The organism is Streptomyces sp. SAS_270 (assembly GCF_052543295.1).
Genome location: NZ_JBMNDS010000099.1, coordinates 1 through 19,550 on the forward strand (window position 1 = coordinate 1; position 19,550 = coordinate 19,550).

Annotated in this window: 13 protein-coding genes and 6 pseudogenes; 10 read left to right on the top strand and 9 right to left on the bottom strand. The window is 67.8% G+C overall.

From position 1 onward, the window contains the following. Positions 1 to 217 precede the first annotated feature (217 nt). Entirely contained in the window at positions 218 to 1,636 is a 1,419-nt protein-coding gene (locus tag ACN6LB_RS40230; RefSeq protein ID WP_445030202.1) for a non-reducing end alpha-L-arabinofuranosidase family hydrolase, read from the bottom strand. A gap of 1,000 nt (positions 1,637 to 2,636) precedes the next feature. On the opposite strand from ACN6LB_RS40230, the gene ACN6LB_RS40235 reads away from it, so the two are divergent. The 6 genes and pseudogenes from ACN6LB_RS40235 to ACN6LB_RS40260 all read left to right on the top strand — a co-directional run bounded on the left by ACN6LB_RS40235 (position 2,637) and on the right by ACN6LB_RS40260 (position 5,947). Further along, positions 2,637 to 2,936 carry a hypothetical protein gene (locus ACN6LB_RS40235; RefSeq protein WP_356148475.1) on the top strand — a complete coding sequence of 100 codons (300 nt, stop codon included), beginning with the start codon at positions 2,637 to 2,639 and terminating at the stop codon, positions 2,934 to 2,936. After that, the gene (locus tag ACN6LB_RS40240; protein ID WP_445030203.1) at positions 2,869 to 3,861 is read left to right on the top strand and encodes a RiPP maturation radical SAM C-methyltransferase; all 993 of its coding nucleotides are present in this window, start codon (positions 2,869 to 2,871) and stop codon (positions 3,859 to 3,861) included. Before ACN6LB_RS40235 ends, ACN6LB_RS40240 begins: the two co-directional genes overlap by 68 nt. After that, a pseudogene (locus ACN6LB_RS40245) lies at positions 3,845 to 4,096 on the top strand (TauD/TfdA family dioxygenase); the annotation flags it as partial. The gene ACN6LB_RS40240 and the pseudogene ACN6LB_RS40245, both read left to right, overlap by 17 nt. A 22-nt stretch (positions 4,097 to 4,118) precedes the next feature. Then, on the top strand, positions 4,119 to 5,438 hold the full coding sequence (locus ACN6LB_RS40250; RefSeq protein ID WP_445030204.1) for an MFS transporter: 1,320 nt from the start codon (positions 4,119 to 4,121) through the stop codon (positions 5,436 to 5,438). A gap of 202 nt (positions 5,439 to 5,640) precedes the next feature. Continuing rightward, positions 5,641 to 5,700: pseudogene (locus tag ACN6LB_RS40255) on the top strand (hypothetical protein); the annotation flags it as partial. 13 nt (positions 5,701 to 5,713) lie between these two features. After that, positions 5,714 to 5,947: a DUF5709 domain-containing protein gene (locus tag ACN6LB_RS40260; RefSeq protein WP_445030205.1), complete on the top strand. Its 234-nt coding sequence runs from the start codon at positions 5,714 to 5,716 to the stop codon at positions 5,945 to 5,947. Positions 5,948 to 5,968: 21 nt separating this feature from the next. Here the strand turns inward: ACN6LB_RS40260 and ACN6LB_RS40265 are convergent, their stop codons facing one another. The 3 genes from ACN6LB_RS40265 to ACN6LB_RS40275 all read right to left on the bottom strand — a co-directional run bounded on the left by ACN6LB_RS40265 (position 5,969) and on the right by ACN6LB_RS40275 (position 9,194). Then, entirely contained in the window at positions 5,969 to 6,511 is a 543-nt protein-coding gene (locus ACN6LB_RS40265; RefSeq protein WP_445030206.1) for a DUF1707 SHOCT-like domain-containing protein, read from the bottom strand. 175 nt (positions 6,512 to 6,686) lie between these two features. Beyond that, positions 6,687 to 7,514: an SCO6745 family protein gene (locus tag ACN6LB_RS40270; RefSeq protein WP_356148460.1), complete on the bottom strand. Its 828-nt coding sequence runs from the start codon at positions 7,512 to 7,514 to the stop codon at positions 6,687 to 6,689. A 465-nt stretch (positions 7,515 to 7,979) separates the two neighbouring features. After that, a complete protein-coding gene (locus ACN6LB_RS40275; protein WP_445030207.1) occupies positions 7,980 to 9,194 on the bottom strand; it encodes an RNA-guided endonuclease InsQ/TnpB family protein in 1,215 nt (404 codons plus the stop codon). A gap of 50 nt (positions 9,195 to 9,244) precedes the next feature. On the opposite strand from ACN6LB_RS40275, the gene tnpA reads away from it, so the two are divergent. Together tnpA and ACN6LB_RS40285 are read left to right on the top strand one after the other, a co-directional pair. Beyond that, the gene (tnpA, locus tag ACN6LB_RS40280) at positions 9,245 to 9,673 is read left to right on the top strand and encodes an IS200/IS605 family transposase (RefSeq protein WP_445030208.1); all 429 of its coding nucleotides are present in this window, start codon (positions 9,245 to 9,247) and stop codon (positions 9,671 to 9,673) included. 92 nt (positions 9,674 to 9,765) lie between these two features. Next, positions 9,766 to 11,097: pseudogene (locus ACN6LB_RS40285) on the top strand (ATP-binding cassette domain-containing protein); the annotation flags it as partial. 134 nt (positions 11,098 to 11,231) lie between these two features. Here ACN6LB_RS40285 and ACN6LB_RS40290 read toward each other — a convergent pair. The 3 genes and pseudogenes from ACN6LB_RS40290 to ACN6LB_RS40300 all read right to left on the bottom strand — a co-directional run bounded on the left by ACN6LB_RS40290 (position 11,232) and on the right by ACN6LB_RS40300 (position 15,886). Next, positions 11,232 to 12,491: pseudogene (locus ACN6LB_RS40290) on the bottom strand (IS701 family transposase). A 342-nt stretch (positions 12,492 to 12,833) separates the two neighbouring features. Further along, positions 12,834 to 15,290 carry a cutinase family protein gene (locus tag ACN6LB_RS40295; RefSeq protein ID WP_445030209.1) on the bottom strand — a complete coding sequence of 819 codons (2,457 nt, stop codon included), beginning with the start codon at positions 15,288 to 15,290 and terminating at the stop codon, positions 12,834 to 12,836. A gap of 419 nt (positions 15,291 to 15,709) precedes the next feature. Beyond that, entirely contained in the window at positions 15,710 to 15,886 is a 177-nt protein-coding gene (locus tag ACN6LB_RS40300) for a hypothetical protein (protein WP_445030210.1), read from the bottom strand. A 575-nt stretch (positions 15,887 to 16,461) separates the two neighbouring features. Here ACN6LB_RS40300 and ACN6LB_RS40305 point away from each other — a divergent pair. Continuing rightward, positions 16,462 to 16,703, top strand: a pseudogene (locus ACN6LB_RS40305) (transposase); the annotation flags it as partial. A 113-nt stretch (positions 16,704 to 16,816) separates the two neighbouring features. Here the strand turns inward: ACN6LB_RS40305 and ACN6LB_RS40310 are convergent. After that, a pseudogene (locus tag ACN6LB_RS40310) lies at positions 16,817 to 17,555 on the bottom strand (IS982 family transposase); the annotation flags it as partial. A 58-nt stretch (positions 17,556 to 17,613) separates the two neighbouring features. Here ACN6LB_RS40310 and ACN6LB_RS40315 point away from each other — a divergent pair. After that, on the top strand, positions 17,614 to 18,828 hold the full coding sequence (locus ACN6LB_RS40315) for an erythromycin esterase family protein (RefSeq protein ID WP_445030211.1): 1,215 nt from the start codon (positions 17,614 to 17,616) through the stop codon (positions 18,826 to 18,828). Between the two features lie 386 nt (positions 18,829 to 19,214). Here the strand turns inward: ACN6LB_RS40315 and ACN6LB_RS40320 are convergent. Then, the coding region (locus ACN6LB_RS40320; protein WP_445030212.1) for a phosphotransferase family protein at positions 19,215 to 19,550 on the bottom strand (336 nt) is incomplete at its 5' end.

Genomic DNA, 19,550 nt, shown 5'->3' on the forward strand with positions numbered 1-19,550 from the left:
CCGCGACTGTTGGCAGAGCCGTGCAGGACGTCGGCCACCCGGGGGCGTGCCTGAGACGCCGAGCAGGAGTGAGTCCAGGACTCACTCCTGCTCACTGATCAGCAGCGGTGCCTTGAGGCGGTGTGTACCGGTCAACTGGTGGAGTCGCCCACGCCGTAAACCGCTCGTCTACGCGTCGGCAGACTGCACCAGATCGTGATCACCGTGCATCAGCGGGTCAGCGCTGCAGGGTAAGGACGCCCGGTCGCCAGGGCAGTTGGTCGTAGGGACCGCTCGCGGTGGGGGACTTTCCCTGGTAGAGCAACTGCAGATTGCAGGGGTCGATGGTCATGGTCTGGTCGGGGTTGTTGCGGACCAGATCACCGTGGCTGATGTCATTGGTCCAGTTGGCACCGCTGTTGGCCTTGCCCGCGAAGGGGTTGCTTTCGGTGGCGGCCTGCGGGGTCCACGAACCGCTCAGGCTGGAGGCCGTGAACGAGCGGAAGTAGCGCTGCTCATTGGCACCCCGAGCCTCAACGATCATGAGGTATTGGTTCTGGCCCTGGACCTTGTAGACCTGCGGCGCCTCGAACAGGTTCTTCACCGTGTCGCTCATGACCGTCGTGTACGACGAGCCGAAGTTGCCCGGGAAGTTCCCGATCGGCATGCTCGCCCGGTAGATCTTGCCGTCGTCCCCGGCGAAGAACAGGTACATGTTCTGGCCGTCAGCAATCAGGGTCTGGTCGATCGGGGCGGAGTTGGGGATGCTGCCGGTGAACAGCGCCTGCGGCGCGGACCAGCCGTTGGGGTTGGTGGGGTCGCTGGAGGTCCGGTAGATGAAGGGCGACGCACCCCACTGGGACGCCAGCACCCAGATGTTCTTGGGGGCGAAGTAGAACAGCGTGGGCGCCACCGTGGACTGGCTCATCCCGGTCTGGCCGGCCGATGCCATGTCCGACCAGTTCGTGAAGGGACCGAACGCCATCGAGCCGTACCCCGACCCCGAAACGTTCGACGCGTAGACCAGGTGCTTGCCGTTGTACACCACGTTGGTGAAGTCCTTCAGCGAGGCCCATCCGTTCGCCGGCTGCGCCAGCGCACCCGTCGACGTCCACCGGTATGTCGAGGGAAGAGAACACGTGTCGGGAGGGGTCGTGCCGGACAGGCCGGTCCACTTCTGGTTGCTGCCGCCGTTGCACGTCCAGATCTCCACCGCCGTGCCGTTGGCCGTGCCGTGGCCCGTGACGTCCAGGCACAGCCCGGACTCCACGCCGACGATCGTGCCGTCGGAGTTCACCCGCCACTGCTGGTTCGCACCGCCGCTGCAGGTCCAGATCTGTACGCGGGTGCCGGCCGTGGTGGCGTGGCCGGGAACATCTAGGCACTTGTTGCCGTAGACGGTCAGCTGGCTGCTGTCCGTCGACGTCCACTGCTGGTTGGTCCCGCCCGAGCAGTCCCAGATCTGCAGGTACGTGCCGTCGGTCTGGGCGGCGTTCGGTACATCGAGACATCGGCCGGAACCAACACCGCGAACGGCGCCACTGGTGGCCGCCTGAGCCGGGTTGGCGACGAGTGTCGCCGCCAGCGCGATCAGGACCGTAACCGCAGCGGCGAACACCACGGACAGGCGTCTGCGGCTGAAACTTCGTCTGCGCATGGGGACCTCGTCATCCTTGAGTACGCGGTTCCGGTCGGCCCCGGCAGAGGCTGTCCGGATTGTGGAGGGGGTGCGGTTCGCAGCAGTCCGTGGGTACCGGGCTGACGCCTTTCGGCTTCCCGGTCCTGCGAGACCTTCTGAAAGGCCGGCGGCGCCCGGTGTCTTCGGGTTGCGGCGAAATGCACCGGCCTGTGCCGGACGTTCATCGAGCGTCACCGAGCGAGGCGCCTGCCGACGCGAGACGACGATCAGAGCATTGATGGGGCCATGACATATGCATCGTGCGGCATGCTCCTTGCGGCTCGGCGGTTGCGGTGGGCGTGACTCAGGGGCGCCCTGCTGTGCGGGTGGAGAGGACCTGATGTGTTCGCCATGTCGAACAAGGATCGACGTGTCGAGCAACTTGGATGATAGGGAACCGGTGAACGACGTCAATACTTCTCGCATGATTCGCGAGAGGGGTCGAAACATTCGCAGGGCATATGAATGAAACGCCGCAGGTCAAGCACATCGGGGGTGAAGGAGGTCGACAGTCGCCGGCCCGGCGCCCAGGCCCAGGGTGGCGTGGGGCGGCCTGTGGGGTGACCGCTCTCTGCGGACGCTGATGCCGGACGAGGTGACAAGGTGTCCGTCCAGCGGCCGGAACTCCCGCCCGCCGGCGCAAGCGCTCGTTGCACTTGGCTGAATCATCCCCCGGCCCGTCCGTCTCGTCCCGCGCGACAACCGACCGCCATGCCCGTTAAGTCTTCGACGAATACGCGCCGGACCACGACGAACGCACCCTGCGGCAGCGGGAAAACAACCTCATTCCATCCGTACCTCATGCCACCTACGACGGAATTCCCGTTCGCCTGAACGTCCCTGCCGACTCAAGCCATCGCGCACTAGACTCAAAACGAATGATCACCGGGAGTTTGCCGACCGGGCGCAAGCGCACGTGTGCTACCTCAACCAGGACATGGCTGAATTCTTCGGGACACGTCTGTACGGGGCTCTCTCAGTGAGTCACGATCATGTGGACACCAGGATCGGGGACTGGCTGTTCCGGCACATCGCTTTTCCCGGCGAGGCCGACACCACCACCGAGTACTTCCAGCGCTACTACCGGGGTGCCTGGTGGGCCGACTTCCGTGAGCAGGTCCTGTCGGCGCGGGACGGACTCCGGGAGTTCTGCGAGGAACTGATCGACCGTTACCGGCTCGACGGGGCCGACATCGTGGGGGTTCAGCTCGATGTTTGCCCAGCATGTGCCGACCGTCGACTTCGTCTTCTCCGGGCCCGCGCTGAACACCTTCGGTGAGTTCGTTCGTTGTGTGCTCGACGGTGAGCCGGAGCGTGCCGACACCGTTCCGGGAATCCTTTACGAGCGAAACTGCCGAGACCCGTGTTTCCGTAAGGCCGTTGGCGCGGAACGCGATATCGATGACTTCTTCCTGCCCGACTACGACAGCTTCTTCGAGGCGCTGCAGGTTCATCCGGAACCGCGGCGCACGGGGACCAGTAAGCCGATGCTGTTCTTCGAGACGTCGCGTGGCTGCTGGTGGGGGCAGCGTTCGCACTGCACGTTCTGCAGGCTGAACGGCGAAAGCATGGCATTTCGGTCCATGGCTCCGGACCTGGCCGTCCGGCAGTTCGAATGGCTATTTGGCTTCGCGCTCGCCTACACCTCGTTCTTCTGCACCGACAATGTCATGCCACGCAACTACGCGCGTGGGGTCTTCCCGTGGCTCGACCCGCCGCCGGGAGCCGAGATCTTCTACGAGGTCAAGCTTCCGTTGAGCCGTCAGGACCTGCGGGCCATGACGGACGCCGGTGTCACCGTCGTCCAGCCCGGTACCGACGCGCTGTCCTCCTCGACGCTCAAACTGATGGGCAAGGGCACGACCGCGTTCCAGAACCTGCAGTTCCTCAAGAACTGCGAGGAGTTCGGGATCAAGCCCGAGTCGAACCTGCTGATCGGATTCCCGGGCGAGGGCCCGGAGGTCTACCGCAAGTACGCCGAGGAACTGCGTGACTTCGTCCACCTGGTGCCGCCGCACGGCGTGTACACGGTGCGCTTCGACCGCTTCAGCCCCTACTTCAAGCGGAGCGACGAGTACGGGCTCGTTCTGAAGCCGGTGGACTACTACTCCCTCACGTATCCATTCGACGAGTCGGCGCCGGCCGATCTCGCGTACTTCTTCGCCGATCAGAACCTGGCGCCGTACACGGCTCGGTCTCCTTGAGATGCTGGGCGAGGAGAACCTCCCCAGTCAGACCTACTACGGCGACGGCGAACCGATCCCGGACGACGTCATGGACCATCTCCGGGACTGATACCGAGCCGCGGCGACCCGCTTCGACTACCGTGCGGACGACGTCCTGGTGATCGACAACATGCTGGTCTCGCACGGCCGCGAGCCGTTCACGGGCCCCCGGATCGCGGTCGCCATGGCGGAGCCGTACACCCCCGACCGCTAGCTCCAGGACGGAAGATCCTCGCATGTTCGCGCGTTCGCTCTGGTCCAACCGGGACTTCTCCGTCTTCTGGGCGGTCCAGGCACTGTCCGAGGTCGGCAACGCCTTCTCACTGGTGGCGCTTCCGCTGCTGGTGCTGCACACGACCGGGTCGGCGGCGCAGATGGGGCTGCTCACGGCCGTCGCGGGCGTGGCCTCGTTGCTCACCGGTCTGGTGGGCGGCGCCTGGGCCGACCGCTTCGACCGGCGGCGTCTGCTGATGCTGTGCGACGCCGCCCGGCTGGTGCTGTACGGCGCGATCCCGGTCTGCTGGGCCGTGAGCCCGCAGATCTGGCTGCTGTACGTGGCCATGGCGCTGGCCTCGGTCTTCGAGATGCTGTTCAACATCACATATGTCACCGCCGTGGCGAACCTCGTCGACAAGGAGCAGATCGTCGCGGCGAACGGCCGGCTGGAGGCGACGAACGCGATCGCGTACATCGCCGGCCCGGCCCTGGCCGGTGTGGTGGCCGGGCTCTTCGGGCCGACGGCTGCCGTCGCCATCAACGCGGGCAGCTTCGGCATCTCCTTCGTGGGCCTGGCGTTCATCAGACTGAGGTCCACCGCGCGGCCGTCGGCCGACGAGGCGGAGAGCAAGGCGGCCCGGGCACAGGACCTGCGCTCCGGCTTCCGGGTCGGCGCCGCGTTCCTGTGGCGTACGCCGGTGCTGCGGGCGCTCACCGTGCTGCTGACCGTCACCACCTTCCTCAGCCTGGGCATGACCGACGTGTTCATCTACCACCTGCGGCACGGTCTGGGGCAGGACGAACGCACGGTGGGTTACGTGCTCGCGCTGGCCGGGCTGGGCACCTGCGTGGCTGCCGCCGCGACCGCCTGGATGCGCCGCTCCTGGGGGTTCGGCCGCTGCTGGCTCGGCGCGATGAGTCTGTGCTCGGTGTCGGTGCTGGTGCTGGGCGGCACCGGGCACGTGTCCGTGGCGGCCGTGACGATCTGTCTGTACTCCTTCGGCATGGCCCTGGCAGGCGTCTGCTCGATGTCCCTGCGGCAACAGGTCACGCCGGACCATCTGCTCGGCCGGGTCACCGCCGCGTTCTGGACGATCCACGGCAGTCTCGCGCCCCTCGGTGCGGCCCTGCTCACCGCCCTGGTCGGCCGGCTGGGGACACGCGGACCGCTGACGGCAGTTGCCGTGGTCTTCCTGGCCGTGGTCGTGGCCGCCGCCTTCACTCCCATCCGACAGCGTCACCCGGAGCAGACCGCCGTACAGCCCCCGCGGACACGGCCCACCGATCTGCCTTCACCTCGAGAGGAGAGTCACGGGGATGACACCGAAGCCCGACGATGACGGCCGGCCAACAGGACGGCCCGTCGGCGCAGCGTGCCGACCGCGCGGGCTGACTCCCGGTCCGTCACCGCACCCGCCGTACCGCGAACCAGGGAAGGTCATCGTGCACGACGACCTGGAAACACGACCCACGGCCCGCTCGGCGTAGGCGTCCCGGCTGCCGCTCTCCCACGGCCAGGAAAGACTCTGGTACCTGGAGCAGATCGCCTCCGGCGCCCCCGTCCACCACGTGTCCGCCGCCACCCTTGTCGAGGGCCCACTGGACGCCGGCCGGCTTGAATCCGCCTTGCGGGCCTGCGTCTCCCGCCACGAGCTGCTCCGCGGAGCACAACGGGGGCACGGCGTCGGAGCAGCAGCGGGGCGAGAGCCTGGACGAGCGGCTCGCCGAGGAGATAGCCCATCCGAACACCGAGTCCGACCTGATCGCGTCTGACATCGGCCTGGACGGCGCCGGCGCCTCGGCCGAGGAGGCCGCGATGCATCTGATCCCCGACTCGGAGAGCTACTGACGGGGCCTTACCGCCGGAGCCTCAACGCCGGGCGTGGCGGATCTTCAATCTTCCGAAGCCCATGGTTCCGGAGATTCGGATCGTCGGCCCGCCGGGGCGGGAACGCTGCGGGGCCTTGTAGCGCAGGTCCTTCCACCCAGTGCGCAGACCGTCGACGTCAACGACTGCGTCGCGGGGCACCGTGATTCTGGCCCCGCCGGTTCCGAGTTGCAGCTCGATGTCGACGACCGGATACTCGATGATCGCCCGGGACAGATCCAGGCGCGCCCTACCGTATGCGGACTCGACCTTGAGGGTCCGAGGTACCCGCCATGCGCCTCGCCGCAGGATCCGTCCGCCCGCCGCGGCGATCGTTGAGGTGGTGCCCGGGCGCTCCCGCGGGAGCGAACCCAGGGCCGACACGAGCTCGCCATGCGCTTTGGCGGTGAGCACCTGGTGGAGGCGTTCGTCCAACTCCTCGTGCGAGATGAGCCCTTCGGTGTACGCCTCCTGCAGGCGCTGCACGGCCGTATCGCGGTCGTCTTCGCCGATCAGTTGCGGCGAGTCTTCCGGTAAGGAGGTCACCGGTTCACCCTACTGCCGTGCCGGCGACGCGAACGCGTCAAGGCCCAGTCCCACGTCGCAGCCCGGCAAGCTCCACGCCGACAGGGGGTATGACCACGCCCACCTCGGGTGCGAACACCGTGCCGAGAAGTCGCCGTACCGAACGGCGAACTCCTCGACCCGTCCTCACTGTTCGTCACTGCGACCCGGCGGCCACCAGCTTCGCGGTGATGGGTTCGAGCTCGGCGACCAGCTCGTCGAGTTCGGCGGGGGACAGGGCGTCGTACGGCGGGGCGGCGAGCTCGTCGGTAAGGGCTTCGATGTGTTGCTTGGTCTCACGGCCGGCGTCGGTGAACCGGCCCTCGTTGTCGACGAGTCCGCGCTCGCGCAAGCCGTCCATGACCGCGGCCAGCCGCTCCTTCGGCAGGTGATGGATGCGCCCGAACGACTCCGGCGGGTGGATGTCCATTTCCAGCGCGCTGAGCACGTGGGCCTCCGTGCCGCCGATGCGCGCACCGACGAGAGCGGCGATGTGACCGTCACCGCGGTGCTCGCGCAGCATGGTCGCGGAATGCCACAGCCGGGCGACCGGGTCGCCCGGCACCGGAAGGGTGCGCATCCCGGCGTACATCACCCGACCTTCTGTGGGCGCGCTCGTCGCGGCTTTGGTGGTCAGGTCGGCGGCGCGCACCAGGCCCGGGGAGTCGGCCAGCTCGTCGCCGAGGATCCGCCGTACGGAGGCCGCGCTGCCCCGCTGCCGCGCGGCGACGGACGCCTCGGGCGGGATCGTCTCCCATGCGCTCGGGATGTGTCGCGCGGCCTCCCCGTCGGCGAAGTTGTAGAAGGCCGCGTGCACGACCTGCGCCGGCACCCGCCCCAGCGGCGCGGCGCGGCTGGCGAAATAGCCGTCCCAGTAGGTGCGATGGCCGAGCGCGGCCAGCTCCTCGTTGCACTCGTCGGCGAAGAAGGTGACCAGACAGATCGGCTCCAGGAGCTCGAACATGCGACGGGCGGTGTGAGTCATGGCCTCCATCATGCCTGCGGTCACGTCCCGCGGAGCAGCAAAGGCCGCTGAATCAGCGCCTGGTTGCGGCAGCCGAACGGCCGCCTCTGCGGTGGCTCGACCAGATCTTGACCGAACGGCGGGGGAGCGTAGTGATACGCCTGCCGGGGCCCCGCGACCCCGTCGTAGTCGGATGAACGAGGGTGCGGAGGATCACGGACTTCGTGGCGCGCACGAATTGAGGCGAGACGGTTCGTCTTGTTATGGTGGAGGCATGGCTTTCCTTTTCTTCGTCTGAGTCCGGGCACGGCCGATGCCGCCGTTTCTGCTGCCCGTAGACCCTTCGCATACCCAGGGAAAGCCATATGTGCGACCGAGACCATACTGCCCTGCCCACCGTCGACCCCGTTGCCGTAGCGCAGCTGTCCGTCAGGGACGTCACCAAGTCCTGTGACTCCTCCCCCGGCTGAAGCCGGGGGCTTCTCGTTACGCCGGGTTGGCGTGGCGACGGACCAGCCCGGCCCGTAGAACGTTGAGGGCGCCCACTGTGTCGGCGTGTGCGTGGTGGCCGCGCGAGAGGCAGTGGAACTTTTCCTGTGTGGGCCGGTTCTCCTTCGCGGTGTGCCCGCATGGGGGGCAGGTGCGGGAGGTGTTGCGGGGGTCCACGGCGATCACTTCCCGTCCGGCGCTTTCAGCCTTGGCGTGCAGGATCGTCAGGAACACCCCCCAACCGGCGTCAGCGATGCTGCGGTTGAGTCCGGCCTTCGCGGCGGCCCCGTTGGGCAGGAACGTGCCCGGCCGGTCGGGGGCGGGTTTCGGTGCGGGGGCCCTGCTCATGTTGCGGATCTTGAGGTCTTCGTGCGCGATGACGTCGTGGGCGCGCACCAGGCCGAGCGCGGTCTTGTGGGCGTGGTCGAGCCGCTGACGGCGCACCTTACGGTGCAGTTCGGCGACCTTGCGCACGGCGCGCTGGTGGTTGGCGGTGCGGTCCTTCGCCTTGCGGCGCGGGAAGCGGGACAGGGCCTGCTGCGCCGCCTCCAGTTGCGCGGCCGCACGCCGGCTGTGGCGCGGGCCGGGCACGAAATCGCCGTTCGAGTCGGCGAGGAAGTTGACGATGCCCAGATCGATACCGACCACGCTGCCGGTCGCGGGCAGCGGCTTCGGCTGGTCCTGCTCAACGCTCAGCACGACGAACCACTTTCGGCCCTCGCGCTTGACCGACACGGTCTTGACCCGGCCGGCCACCGGGCGGTGCTGGTTGACCCTCACATGCCCGACGCCCTGGAAACGGACGCGGGCGACCGGGTCGTGCGGGGTGGAGTTCCACCGGCAGCCGTCCCCGTCCCTGGGGAAGTCCACCGTGTCGAACCAGCTCACCCCGCGAAAGCGCGGATAGCCCGGCGTGTCACCGGATGTGACCCGGCGGAAGAACGCCGCGAACGCCCTGTCGAGACGGCGCAAGGTGGCCTGCTGCGAACTGAAGGACCAGCGGCCCTGACGCTCGGGGTCGAACGCCCGGATGTCCTTGAGCTGCGCCGACTGGCCGCCGTATTTGACGCTGGTCTTCGACGGGTGCCGGTAGGCGTCACGGCGTTCCTGCAGGGCCCCGTTGTAGAGGGAGCAGTGATCCCGCAGCATTTCGGACAGCGCCTGGGCCTGGCGGACGGTGGGCCGCAGGAGGAACTTGTACGCACGGATCATCCAGCCCACCCCCTCCGGTCAACTCCCCTCGATCCTAATACACTTGGCGCATGTCACCGCGCTGGGAACCAGATCCCGACATCAGACGGGGAAACCACGTCATCCACCACCTCCACGCCCACTTGGTATTCGTCACGAAGTACCGGCGGGAGGTCTTCAACGACGACATGCTGACGCGCTGCGAGGCGATCATGCGGGACGTGTGCCAGTCCTTCGACGTCGAGCTGCGGGAGTTCAACGGTGAAGGCGATCACGTCCACCTCCTCGTGCACTACCCGCCGAAAATCGCCCTGTCCAAGCTCGTCAACTCCCTCAAGGGCGTCAGCTCCCGGTATCTGCGGGCGGAGTACACCAGCCGGATCAACCAGATCGGCACGGGATCGGTGTTCTGGTCGCCGTCCTACTTCGCGGGATCCTGCGGCGGCGCACCACTGAGCATCGTCAAGGAATACATCGAGAACCAGACCCGCCCCACCTGACCCTCACCCCGAAAACGCAGAGATCTCCAGCGCTTCGCGCCTCCGGGCCCAGGATCGCATTCCCGCCCGGCCTGAAGGCCCGGATCCCCTGCGAAGAACAAGGGATGGAGCGAAGGCTCCGTGCGGCAGAGGAGTCCCTCGCGGACGCGTCGGACGAGGAACTCGCCGCGTACGGTGAGCTGTTGACCGCCTACGAGGAACACGGCGGATACGAGGCGGACGCCCGGGTGGACGCCGCGATGCACGGACTGGGGCTCACCCGGATCACTCGTTACCGACCGCTCGGCTCGCTGTCCGGTGGTGAGCAGTCCCGCCTCGCGCTCGCCTGCGTCCTGGCTGCCGCGCCCGAACTGCTGCTCCTGGACGAACCGACGAACCACCTCGACGCGGCGGCCGTGCACTGGCTGGAGGAGCACCTGCGCGCACACCGCGGCACCGTCGTCGCGGTCACCCACGACCACGGCTTCCTGGAGCGCATCGCCACCACGATCCTTGAGGTCGATAGGGATGAACGCACCGTGCGCCGGTACGGCGACGGCTGGTCCGGCTACCGCGCCGCGAAAGCCGCCGCGCGGCGCGGAGCGGAGCAGCGGTACGCGGACTGGGTCGGCGAGGTGGCCCACATGGAGGAACTGCTCGACGCCGTGGGGAGGCGGCTTGCCGTCACCGGCCGCGACCCGAAGCAGGGTTTCGGCAAGCACCGCCGGTCCAGCGAGGCGACGCTCGGCGGGCAGGTGCGCTCCGTCCGAGAGCGGCTGGCCCAGCTGCGGCGCAACCCGGTGGCAGAGCCTCCGGCACCGCTCCGTTTCATGACGGCGCTGTCGGCGGCGGACGGCGACCAGGCACAGGGCCCCCTCGCCGACTTCGTCGACGTACGGGTCGGTGAACGCCTGCGTCTGGACGGCCTCCTGACGATCGCTCCCGGACAACGGCTGCTGGTAGCGGGCGAGAACGGCGCGGGCAAGACGACGTTGCTGCGTGTCCTGGCCGGCGACCTGGAGCCGGACGCGGGCACGGTCCGCCGCCCCGCCCGGATCGGCTACCTCGCGCAGGAGCTGCCCGCGCACTCCACGCGGCTCCCGCTGCTCGCCGCGTTCTCTGCCGATCGGCCCGGACTGCCGGACGAGTACGCCGAACAATTCTTGGCCCTGGGCCTGTTCCGTGAGGAGGACCTGCATGTTCCGGTTGCCGACCTGTCCGCAGGAAAGCAACGACGGTTGCAGATAGCGACGCTGGTGACTCGGCTCGCGGACCTCCTCGTCCTCGACGAGCCGACCAACCACATCGCGCTCGACCTGGCCGAGGATCTTCAGGCCGCGCTCGCGGCATACCCGGGGGCGGTGGTCGCGGTCTCGCATGACCGCGGTTTCCGCACGCGCTGCGAAGGGGAACAGCTGGAGTTGCGTGACGGCCGCAGGCGCTGACCCTGTCGGGTCCTCCTCCGCCGCGAACGGCCCTAGTAGGACTCCGTTAAGTTCTTCTGGCTCTTGGGCTCAGGGTGGTGGTGGATGTGCCGGGCAGGGGCGGTGGCAGGTGGTGCAGGTGCCGGTCCAGCAGTTCAGCAGGTCCTGGATGGCATCGAGGATCTGGTAGAGGGTGAGTCCGCTGTATCGGCTTTTGGGGCCAGGCGCTGTTCGGTGAGGAACGCGTGGGCAGCGGTGACCAGGGTGACGTGGTGATGCCAGCCGTTCCAGGAGCGTCCTTCGAAGTGGTCCAGGCCGAGGCCGTGCTTGAGTTCCCGGTAGTCGTGCTCGATGCGCCAGCGGATTTTGGCCAGGCGGACCAGTTCGGCGATCGGGGTGTCGGCTGGCAGGTTGGACAGCCAGTAGCCGGTGGGTGCTTCGGCGCCGGCGGGCCATTCGGCCAGTAGCGTCACCTCGGGCAGGACGCCGTCCCAGTGGCCGTGCTCGGCAGTGGCGGCGCGCCCGGACCCCGGCCGGCCGCACCCGCAGCGCCACAAAGCCCGAGCGCATCGGCCCGCGGGAGCCTTCACGCCAGGTCACTTCGGTGAACGCCTGCCGCCCACGGCCGACTGCCAGCGCGGCCACCGAGGACGGCTTGTCGCGGTAGCGGGGCTGCGGCCTGCGGCCGTTTCCGGACCAAGCCGGGGCGGTGGACCGCACGTCGTGCGGGTGGACCGTCACGTCCGAGCGGACCGCCACGACATAGCCGATACCCCGCTCGCTCAGGCCGTCGCGGAAGTCGGCGTTCTGCCCGCAGCCGGCGTCTGCCACCAGCACCGGCGGCACCAGATCCCACCCAGCCAGCTCGTCGAGGGTGTCCAAGGCCACGCGCCACTTCTCCCGGTGCCCGACCTCCGGCGGCATCCCGGTCTTCTGCCGCCGCACCGCGTCGTCCGCCCACTCCTCGGGCACGAACAGCCGCCACTGCAGCGGACAGGACGCCGTGTCGGAGACCGCGTGCACACTCACCGCGACCTGGCAGTTCGCCGCTTGCCCAGCGCGCCGCAGTACTGGTGCGCGACCGCCACCGACATCTTCCCGTCCTTGGGAAAGGACACGTCATCGACCGCCCAGGCATCCGGGCCGATTCTCGGCACCATCCGCTCCGCGATCCGCCGCCGCACCGGCACCGGATCCCAGGTCGACTGGTTCACGAACTGCTGCAGGTTCTGCTCATTGCCGTCCGGCAGCCGCTCCGCCATCGGCTGAATCGACTTGCGCCGCCCGTCCAGCATCAGCCCCCGCAGGTAGCAGTCGCCCTTCGCCCGCTGATCCTTGCGCGGCACCGACGCGAATACATCCGCTACGAATAACGCCAACTTCGCCCGAGCACGGTTCACTTCATGTGCGTCCACACCCCCAACATGCCCTGAAACAGGACCGCGAGTCAGACCTAACGGAGTCCTACTAGGTGGTGGGCGGTAACCAGGGCAACCGCCCCGGCAGCGTAAGCAGACATACGTGGGACTCCTGCAAGGTCGGCACCAAGCTCGACTCTGGCCAAAGGGTCGGTGGTTACGTCACGCCGGTGGCCGGCTGACCTCGCACCGGCGGCCCGCCGCCCTTGAAGGGTCCACGCGGAAACGAGCCGTTGGCGAACTGGCGGCACGACGAGGCGGCGGCCCCTGTCTCACGCGGCACTGCGTGAGACAGAGGCTGTGTCAGGTTTCCCACCGGCGATCAGTGTGGGAGAGCCGTCACGTCATGTTCGGCGGGTTCCCCGGTCGCGTGGTCCCGCAGGCCGGGACGCCGTCGAGCCAGGCCGGTCCCTGGAGGAAGATGTTGCTGATCCAGCCGCCGTAGTCCGGAAGGTAGGACCAGGCGCTGTTGGTGATGCCCTCGGCTGTGACCGACTGTCCCTGGGCCTGGCATGTCACCCGCACGTCGGTCGGAGCGGTGAAGGTGTGCACGACATCGGTAGCGGTGGAGGAGTCCTTGCGGACCTTGACGTCCGAGGCCCACATCCGGTGGCCGGTGTTGCCGACCGGTGTCCCGCTGCTGCCGCACGTGGGGACCCCGTCCAGCCAGGCCGGTCCCTGGAGGAAGATGTTGCTGATCCACGCCTGGTGGTCCGGCAAGTAGGACCACGCGTCGTTGGTGATGCCTTCGGCGGTCACCGATTCCGCGTGCTTCTGGCAGGAGATGGTGACCCGCGTCGGGCCGGAGAACACAGGACCCGGCGGGGCCGAGACGCTGGGCCGCTGACGGGTGTTCACCCCCGTGCCCCAGGTGCTGAACTGGCCCGAGCCGCCGCCCGTGTTGCCGTCGCAGGCCGGGACGCCGTCGAGCCAGCCCGGGCCCTGGATGTAGATGTTGCTGACCCAGCCCTGATAGTCCGGCAGGTAGGACCACGCGTCGTTGGTGATGCCTTCGGCGGTCACGGTCTCGGCCCGCTTCTGGCACTGGATCGCAATGGACATCGGTGCGGTGAAGGTCGCCACCGGGGTGCCGCCGCGGGACGGCAGCGGGCGGACGTTGACGCCTGTGCCCCAGGTACTGTGGCGTCCTGAGCCACCGCCGGGGTCGCCGTCGCACGCCGGGATTCCGTCGAGCCAGGCCTTGCCCTGGACGAAGATGTTGTTGACCCAGCCGCCGTAGTCAGGCAGGAACGACCAGGCGTCGTTGGTGTAGCCCTCGGCGGTCACGGACTCGCCGTGCTTCTGGCACTTGATCGTGATTGTTGTCGGGCCGGCGAATGTCGTGACGATCGAACCGCTCAGCGCGGGAGCGGAACGGACGTTTACGTCCGTGCCCCAGGTGCTGTTGGGGCCGCCGCTACCCGGTGCCGCCGCGTCACCCGAGAGACGGATTGCGCCGGCATAGTTCTGGTGGCTGGTGAAGTCCGCGACCATGATCTTGGTGTCGGATTCGCGAGCCTCGACGACCTTGCCGTTGCCCAGGTACATCGCCACATGGTGGATGGGGGACCCCCAGAACACAAGGTCGCCCGGTTTGAGGGGCGCGGTGCCGTCGGCCGCGGTGAAGCGCGCCGCGGCGGGCAGTGCGAACTCCTGGGCGGCGGTGCGCTGTCCGATCATGTCGTGGCCGACCGCCTCGGACCAGGCCCAGCGCACCAGCCCCGAGCAGTCGAAGCCCTTGCGGTACGGGTCGTTCTTGCTGCGTTCGGGGTCGGAGACGTCGACGAAGCCGTAGCTCGCGCCAGGCGTCGGCCCGTGTCCTCCGCCCCACGAGTACCAGGTGCCGGCCGCGACCTGCGAGCATGCGGCCTGCACTGCGTATCCGGCGGCCTGGGTCGGGGCGGTGACGCTGACACCGCAGTCCTTGCCGGGGTTCCAGGCGGGAGTGGGCGGCACGGGCGGAGTGCCACCGCTGCCGTCAGGGTTCTGGGCCAGGCGCCAGCCGAGCTGTTGGCCGTACTCGCGCAGGACGTTGAAGCCGCTGCAGCAGTTCATGTAGCTGGTGTGGGTGGCCGAGGAGAGCGCGGCCTGTATAGCGGACTGCACTGTCTCCTCGAAGATCGTGCTGCACACTCCGTCGCCGTCACGGCAGATGTCGCGGGTGACGCCCTGGAAGCTGACCGGCACCGCCTGTCGGCGCAGCATGCCTCGCAGTCCGTTGCCACTCCGCATGCCACCAGCGGCGGTGATGTTCTGCGCGTAGGACTGGCGTCCGTCACGGAACGGGTCGGCGATGAGCAGGGCACCTCGGACGGCCTGGGCAACGTGACCGTGACGCTCGGAGATCAGGTGCATCCCCATGTTGATCACGCCGGCACCCTGTGAGTAGCCGACCAGGCCGATCCGCGTCGACGGGCAGCGTCGGTAGGTGTCCGTCACCAAGGTGTCCAGCGCTTCCGCGCCGGTGCGGGCCGAGTCCCACCAGTTGAGGATGTCCGTCGCTTCGGCGGCGGGGTAGAACAGGGAGGTGGTCGAGATGTCGGAGCGGGCGTGCCCGTAGTGGGACACCAGGAGGTCGGCGGCGGCCTGTGCAGCGGGCCCCGCGGTGTTGCCCATCCCGTACGGGCCCTCGTAGCCCTCACCGGACCCGCGCACGCCGATGATGGTGACCTTTGTACACACCGGGTCGTCCGCCCGCGCGGCCGGGACGAGGAGGCTGAGCAGGCCGGTCAGCAGCGCCACAGCGGTCAGCAGGGTCACCCGGATGCCGCGGGCGGCCGATCTGGAACGTGTCATGTCAGGTCTCACTGTCAGCACAGGGGCAGCCCGTCGATCCAGTTGGTTTGGTTGTTCAGGCTTGCGTGTGGGCATGGCGCGATCCTTCGTTGTGGAGGTGGCGCGGACAGGGTGGGGGTGGCAGGAAACCGGTGTCGCTTCGACCGTCTCTGACCGGTTGTGGAGCACCGTTTCCTGGGTATGGCCGCCAGCTGATCAAGTTCCGGCCCGTCGATTTCACAGGGAGGTGATCGAACCGGGGGCACATGACGTCCGGTGATCGATAACGCGCCCGTTACGGCGGCAGGTTGGACGGTGGAAGGGCTCTTCTTCGTGGGGATGTCCATATCGTCCCTCCCCTCGTAATGTGGAGTCTGTGGTTGCAGGGGAAGTTGGGGTTCATGGGGTCCAAGCAACGGACGTACACGCCTGAGAGGGCGTTAAGTCCGTTTCTGGTAGCGGCCTCGTCCGGGCTGGGTGAGGAAGCCTTGGCAGGTGAGGCGTCCGAGGCGGCTGCGGGTGAGGTTGACGGTCGCCTCGCCGGTGGGCATCCCGAGGAGTTCGTGCAGCTCACGGGCTCTGAATGCCTGGTCGGGGTGCTGGTTGAAGGCTTTCACGATGGCCTGGTAGACGGTGTTCGCCTAGGGCGTTTCGGGCTCGGTCCCGGGTGGGACGCATGCGGTGACGAACAAGCCGATTACGGCTTTGCGCACTGTCTCCTCCTGTATGTGCGGGAATCCGGTCCCGCTTGAAGCGGTCACTGATGCATACGCACGCCGCAGCGGCCGGGTTGCATGGGAGTTGTGTCTTTGCGTGCGGCACGCCAGCGTCCGGTGGACCGCACGCGAGAACCCCAGCGCCGCGCCGGTCTCAGCTGACCGCATAGCGGCGTCAAGGCCAGGCCCCAGCCGCTCAAAGCGCAGGAGCGAAGAACACCTGCCAGGCGAGAGGCCGCCCACCGGATCGGCGGCGGCCCGACGACTGCGAACAGGTCGGGCTGCTGCTCGCCGGAGCCGCCCGCGCGGTCGCGGTCAGGCTGCCCGAGGACACTGCCGGCGTCTGTTCGCCGAACTCGTGGTGGGCCAGGCCGACGACTGCCTGGCGCGGCCCTCGCGGAACCTGCTGCGGATCAGGGAGTTGGCCCGTACGCTGCGGCACTGCACGAACGGCTCCGGTTCCAAGGCGCCGTTTTCTCCCGTCGGCCGAACTGGTCCGCCTGGCGAAGATCCGCTGGCGCATCGAGCACGACTACCGGGAACTCAAACACGGCCTGGGCCTGGACCACTTCGAGGGCCGCTCCTGGAACGGCTGGCACCACCACGCCACCCTGGCCACCGCTGCCCACGCCTTCCTGACCGAGCAACGACTGCACCCAAAAGCCGACACGCCAGCCACCCCTCTACCAGATCCTCAACGCCCTCCAGGACCTGCTGAACTGCTGGACCGGTATTTGCACCACCTGCCATCAGTCCCTACCCCGCCGACCCCCAACATCGAGACAGACCTAACGGAGTCCTACTAGATGATTAATTCCAAGGGGTCTGTGGTTAGTGGTCGTAGGCGGTCAGAGAGCGAAGGACGGGCGAGCCGGTGTGGTCGTTGTGCCAGACCGCGGCGGTCAGCGCGAGGATGCGCTGCATGACACGGGCGATCACGCCGTTGGGCGTGCGGCCTCGGTGCTGTTCGAGGTCGAGTTGTCCCTTGAAGGTTTCGTTGACCGACTCGATGACCTGCCGCAACGGCTTGAACAGGGATCCACCGGGTCGCTGTTGTTCGCCCTTGCGGGTCGGCCGGAGCAACTGGATGCCGTACTCGGCCAGTTCGCCTTCGAAGGCGTGTCCGAAGTAGTTCTTGTCCCCGATCAGTGTCTGGCCGGGCCGGGCCGGGCCGGCCCGGGCCGGGAGGCGAGGAGGTGCGGTTCGGCCGCGAACAGGTCCAGCAGGTCTCGCGCTCGTCGGCCTTGGCCCCGGTCAGGGCGAAGGCGACGGGTAGGCCCTGATGGGTGCACACCAGGTGCAGCCGCAGGCCCCAGAAGAAGCGGCTGTGACTGGCGCAGTAGCCGTACTGGGGCCATCCGGCCAGGTCGGAGCGTTTTACGGTCTCCCGCGAGCGGCCGCATTCGATGGGCGTGGAGTCCACGATCCATACGCGGTCGCTCGACACCGAGGTGCTGGTGGCCAGGATCCGAGTGACGTGGCGGAGCAGCTCGGCGGCCTTGCGTAGCCGCTTGTTGTAGCCGGGCTGCTGGGGCAGGTATGGGAAGAGGTGCCGAAGGTGGGCCCGGGCAGGTCAGTTGACCGGGCTCCTTGACCTCAACTGCAGTTCAGGTAAGAGCCTGGGGGGCATGAAGAATGACACCACCGCTCCGCAGGGCTCCCTTCCCTCAGGTATGGGGTCGTCCGATCCTCGGCAAACCAATGCCGTCCCGCTATCCGGCGCCACGCTTGATGAGCTTGCCGAGAAGATTGCCGCCGCTGCAACGGTCATCGGTATCGGGGAGTCCAGTCGATTCTCCCGGGAGACCTTCGGGGTACGAGAACAACTCTTCCGTCGGCTCGTCCAGCACCACGGGTTCCGGGCACTGGCCATCCAGGACAGCGCCGGCGTCGCCGCCGACCTCGACAGGTACGTGCACGCCGGCGAGGGTTCGGCCGAATCCGCCCTCGACACCGCCTGGCGCCCCTGGCGCACCGCCGAGATGGCTGCGACGTTGGAGTGGATACGGGCGTTCAACCAGGACCACCCCCACGACCCCATCCGGATCTTCGGTGTGAAACCCGTACAGGCGCAGCCCGGGGACTACGACGCCGTCCTGAATCACGTACGTGAATCGTTCCCGGAACGGTGGGCGGAGGTGGCGTTCCACCTGGAGCCGATCCGCACCGCTCACCACACCGACGAGCACGTGCAGCGCGCTCGGGGGATGCACCCGGGGCGCCCGTTCGTCGACCATGCCCGCGATGCGCTCGCGCTCATCCGATCGTTGCCCGGTGTCGACTATGCCGACGGCATCCTGGCGCGCATGCGTCTGATCGTGCACTTCCATGAACGCAGTGTCGCTGGGCGCGGCAACTACGCCGGCGACGCTGCCGTTTGGGCCGATGCCATCAGTGACTACCAGCGTCGGACGGGCCTGCGCGTGGTCTACTGGGACGGGATCGCTCACACCTCGGCGTCCGCGGTGGCCATGGGGCTGGCGCCCGAGCGCGGTCCGCAACCGAGCGTCGGCAGCCTGCTGCGCGATCGATACGGCACCCGGTATGTCTCCGTGGCCATCGGCTTTCACCACGGAGACCTCGGTATCGTCGCCGTCCCGGAGCCGGCCGGAGATCTGATCGACGCGATGCTGGGCGAGACGGATCTGGCCGCCCACTGGCTGGACCTGCGCCTCGGCGGCGTACGCCGCCGATGGGACGGTCCCGCAAAGGCCCGCGTCATCAGCGGGGTCTACGACCCATCCCGTGATGCTGCCGAACACATCGCCGTCGCTCGCCTTGCCGACGCATTCGATGTGCTCATCCACATCCGCCAGACGTCCCCGGTGCGATGGTTGCCGTGAGCGGCTCCCACCCACCTGACGCCCGAGACGAGTGATCGGGTCGCGTGTGATGCGGGCGGTCGGCTCGCCGAGGTCGGCAGAAAGCATGGAACCGCACGTGCAGGTTCCGTGCCTCACCCCTCTTTGTCGGCGTGCCCGAACACGTCCATCAGGCCGGCCGTCCCCATTGCCCAGATGCCTGACCCGCGAGATCAACGGTCAGGTGTGCCGGGCCACGATAGTTGGCACTGTCTGGCCAGGATTCTTGGCATCTGTAATGAGTTGCCACGTTTGTTGGCACCGGCGACAGGGTTCAGCGCGGCAGCGAGGCCGGCGCGCATGGGGTTGCAACGGCGACAGTCTCGTCGCTTGGTTCCTTGCCGCTTTCACGTGACCTTCGGAGATTTCTACAGGCCGCCCAGTCGCTTGTTCATCGTGTCGAGTGTCGGCCAAGGAGGACCGTCGTGCAGTGCGCGCAGGAATTCTTCTCCGAATCGCCTCCCGTTCGGAAACTGGTCGCCAAGCTCCCAACGCCACGCGGCGACCATCGCGAGGACAAGCTGTCGGCACTCGTCCAGCAGCCCTTGGTCGACGTTCGGGTAGTGCTCGCAGACCGCCTCGGGAACATGGGCGAGGTCGAACTCGACGGGTCCTCGGCAGCACGTCTCAAGGTCGATGAACAACGGGCCATTCGTCGTGCTGAGCACATTGCCTGGATGCGGCTCGCCGTGGAGCAAGATCGG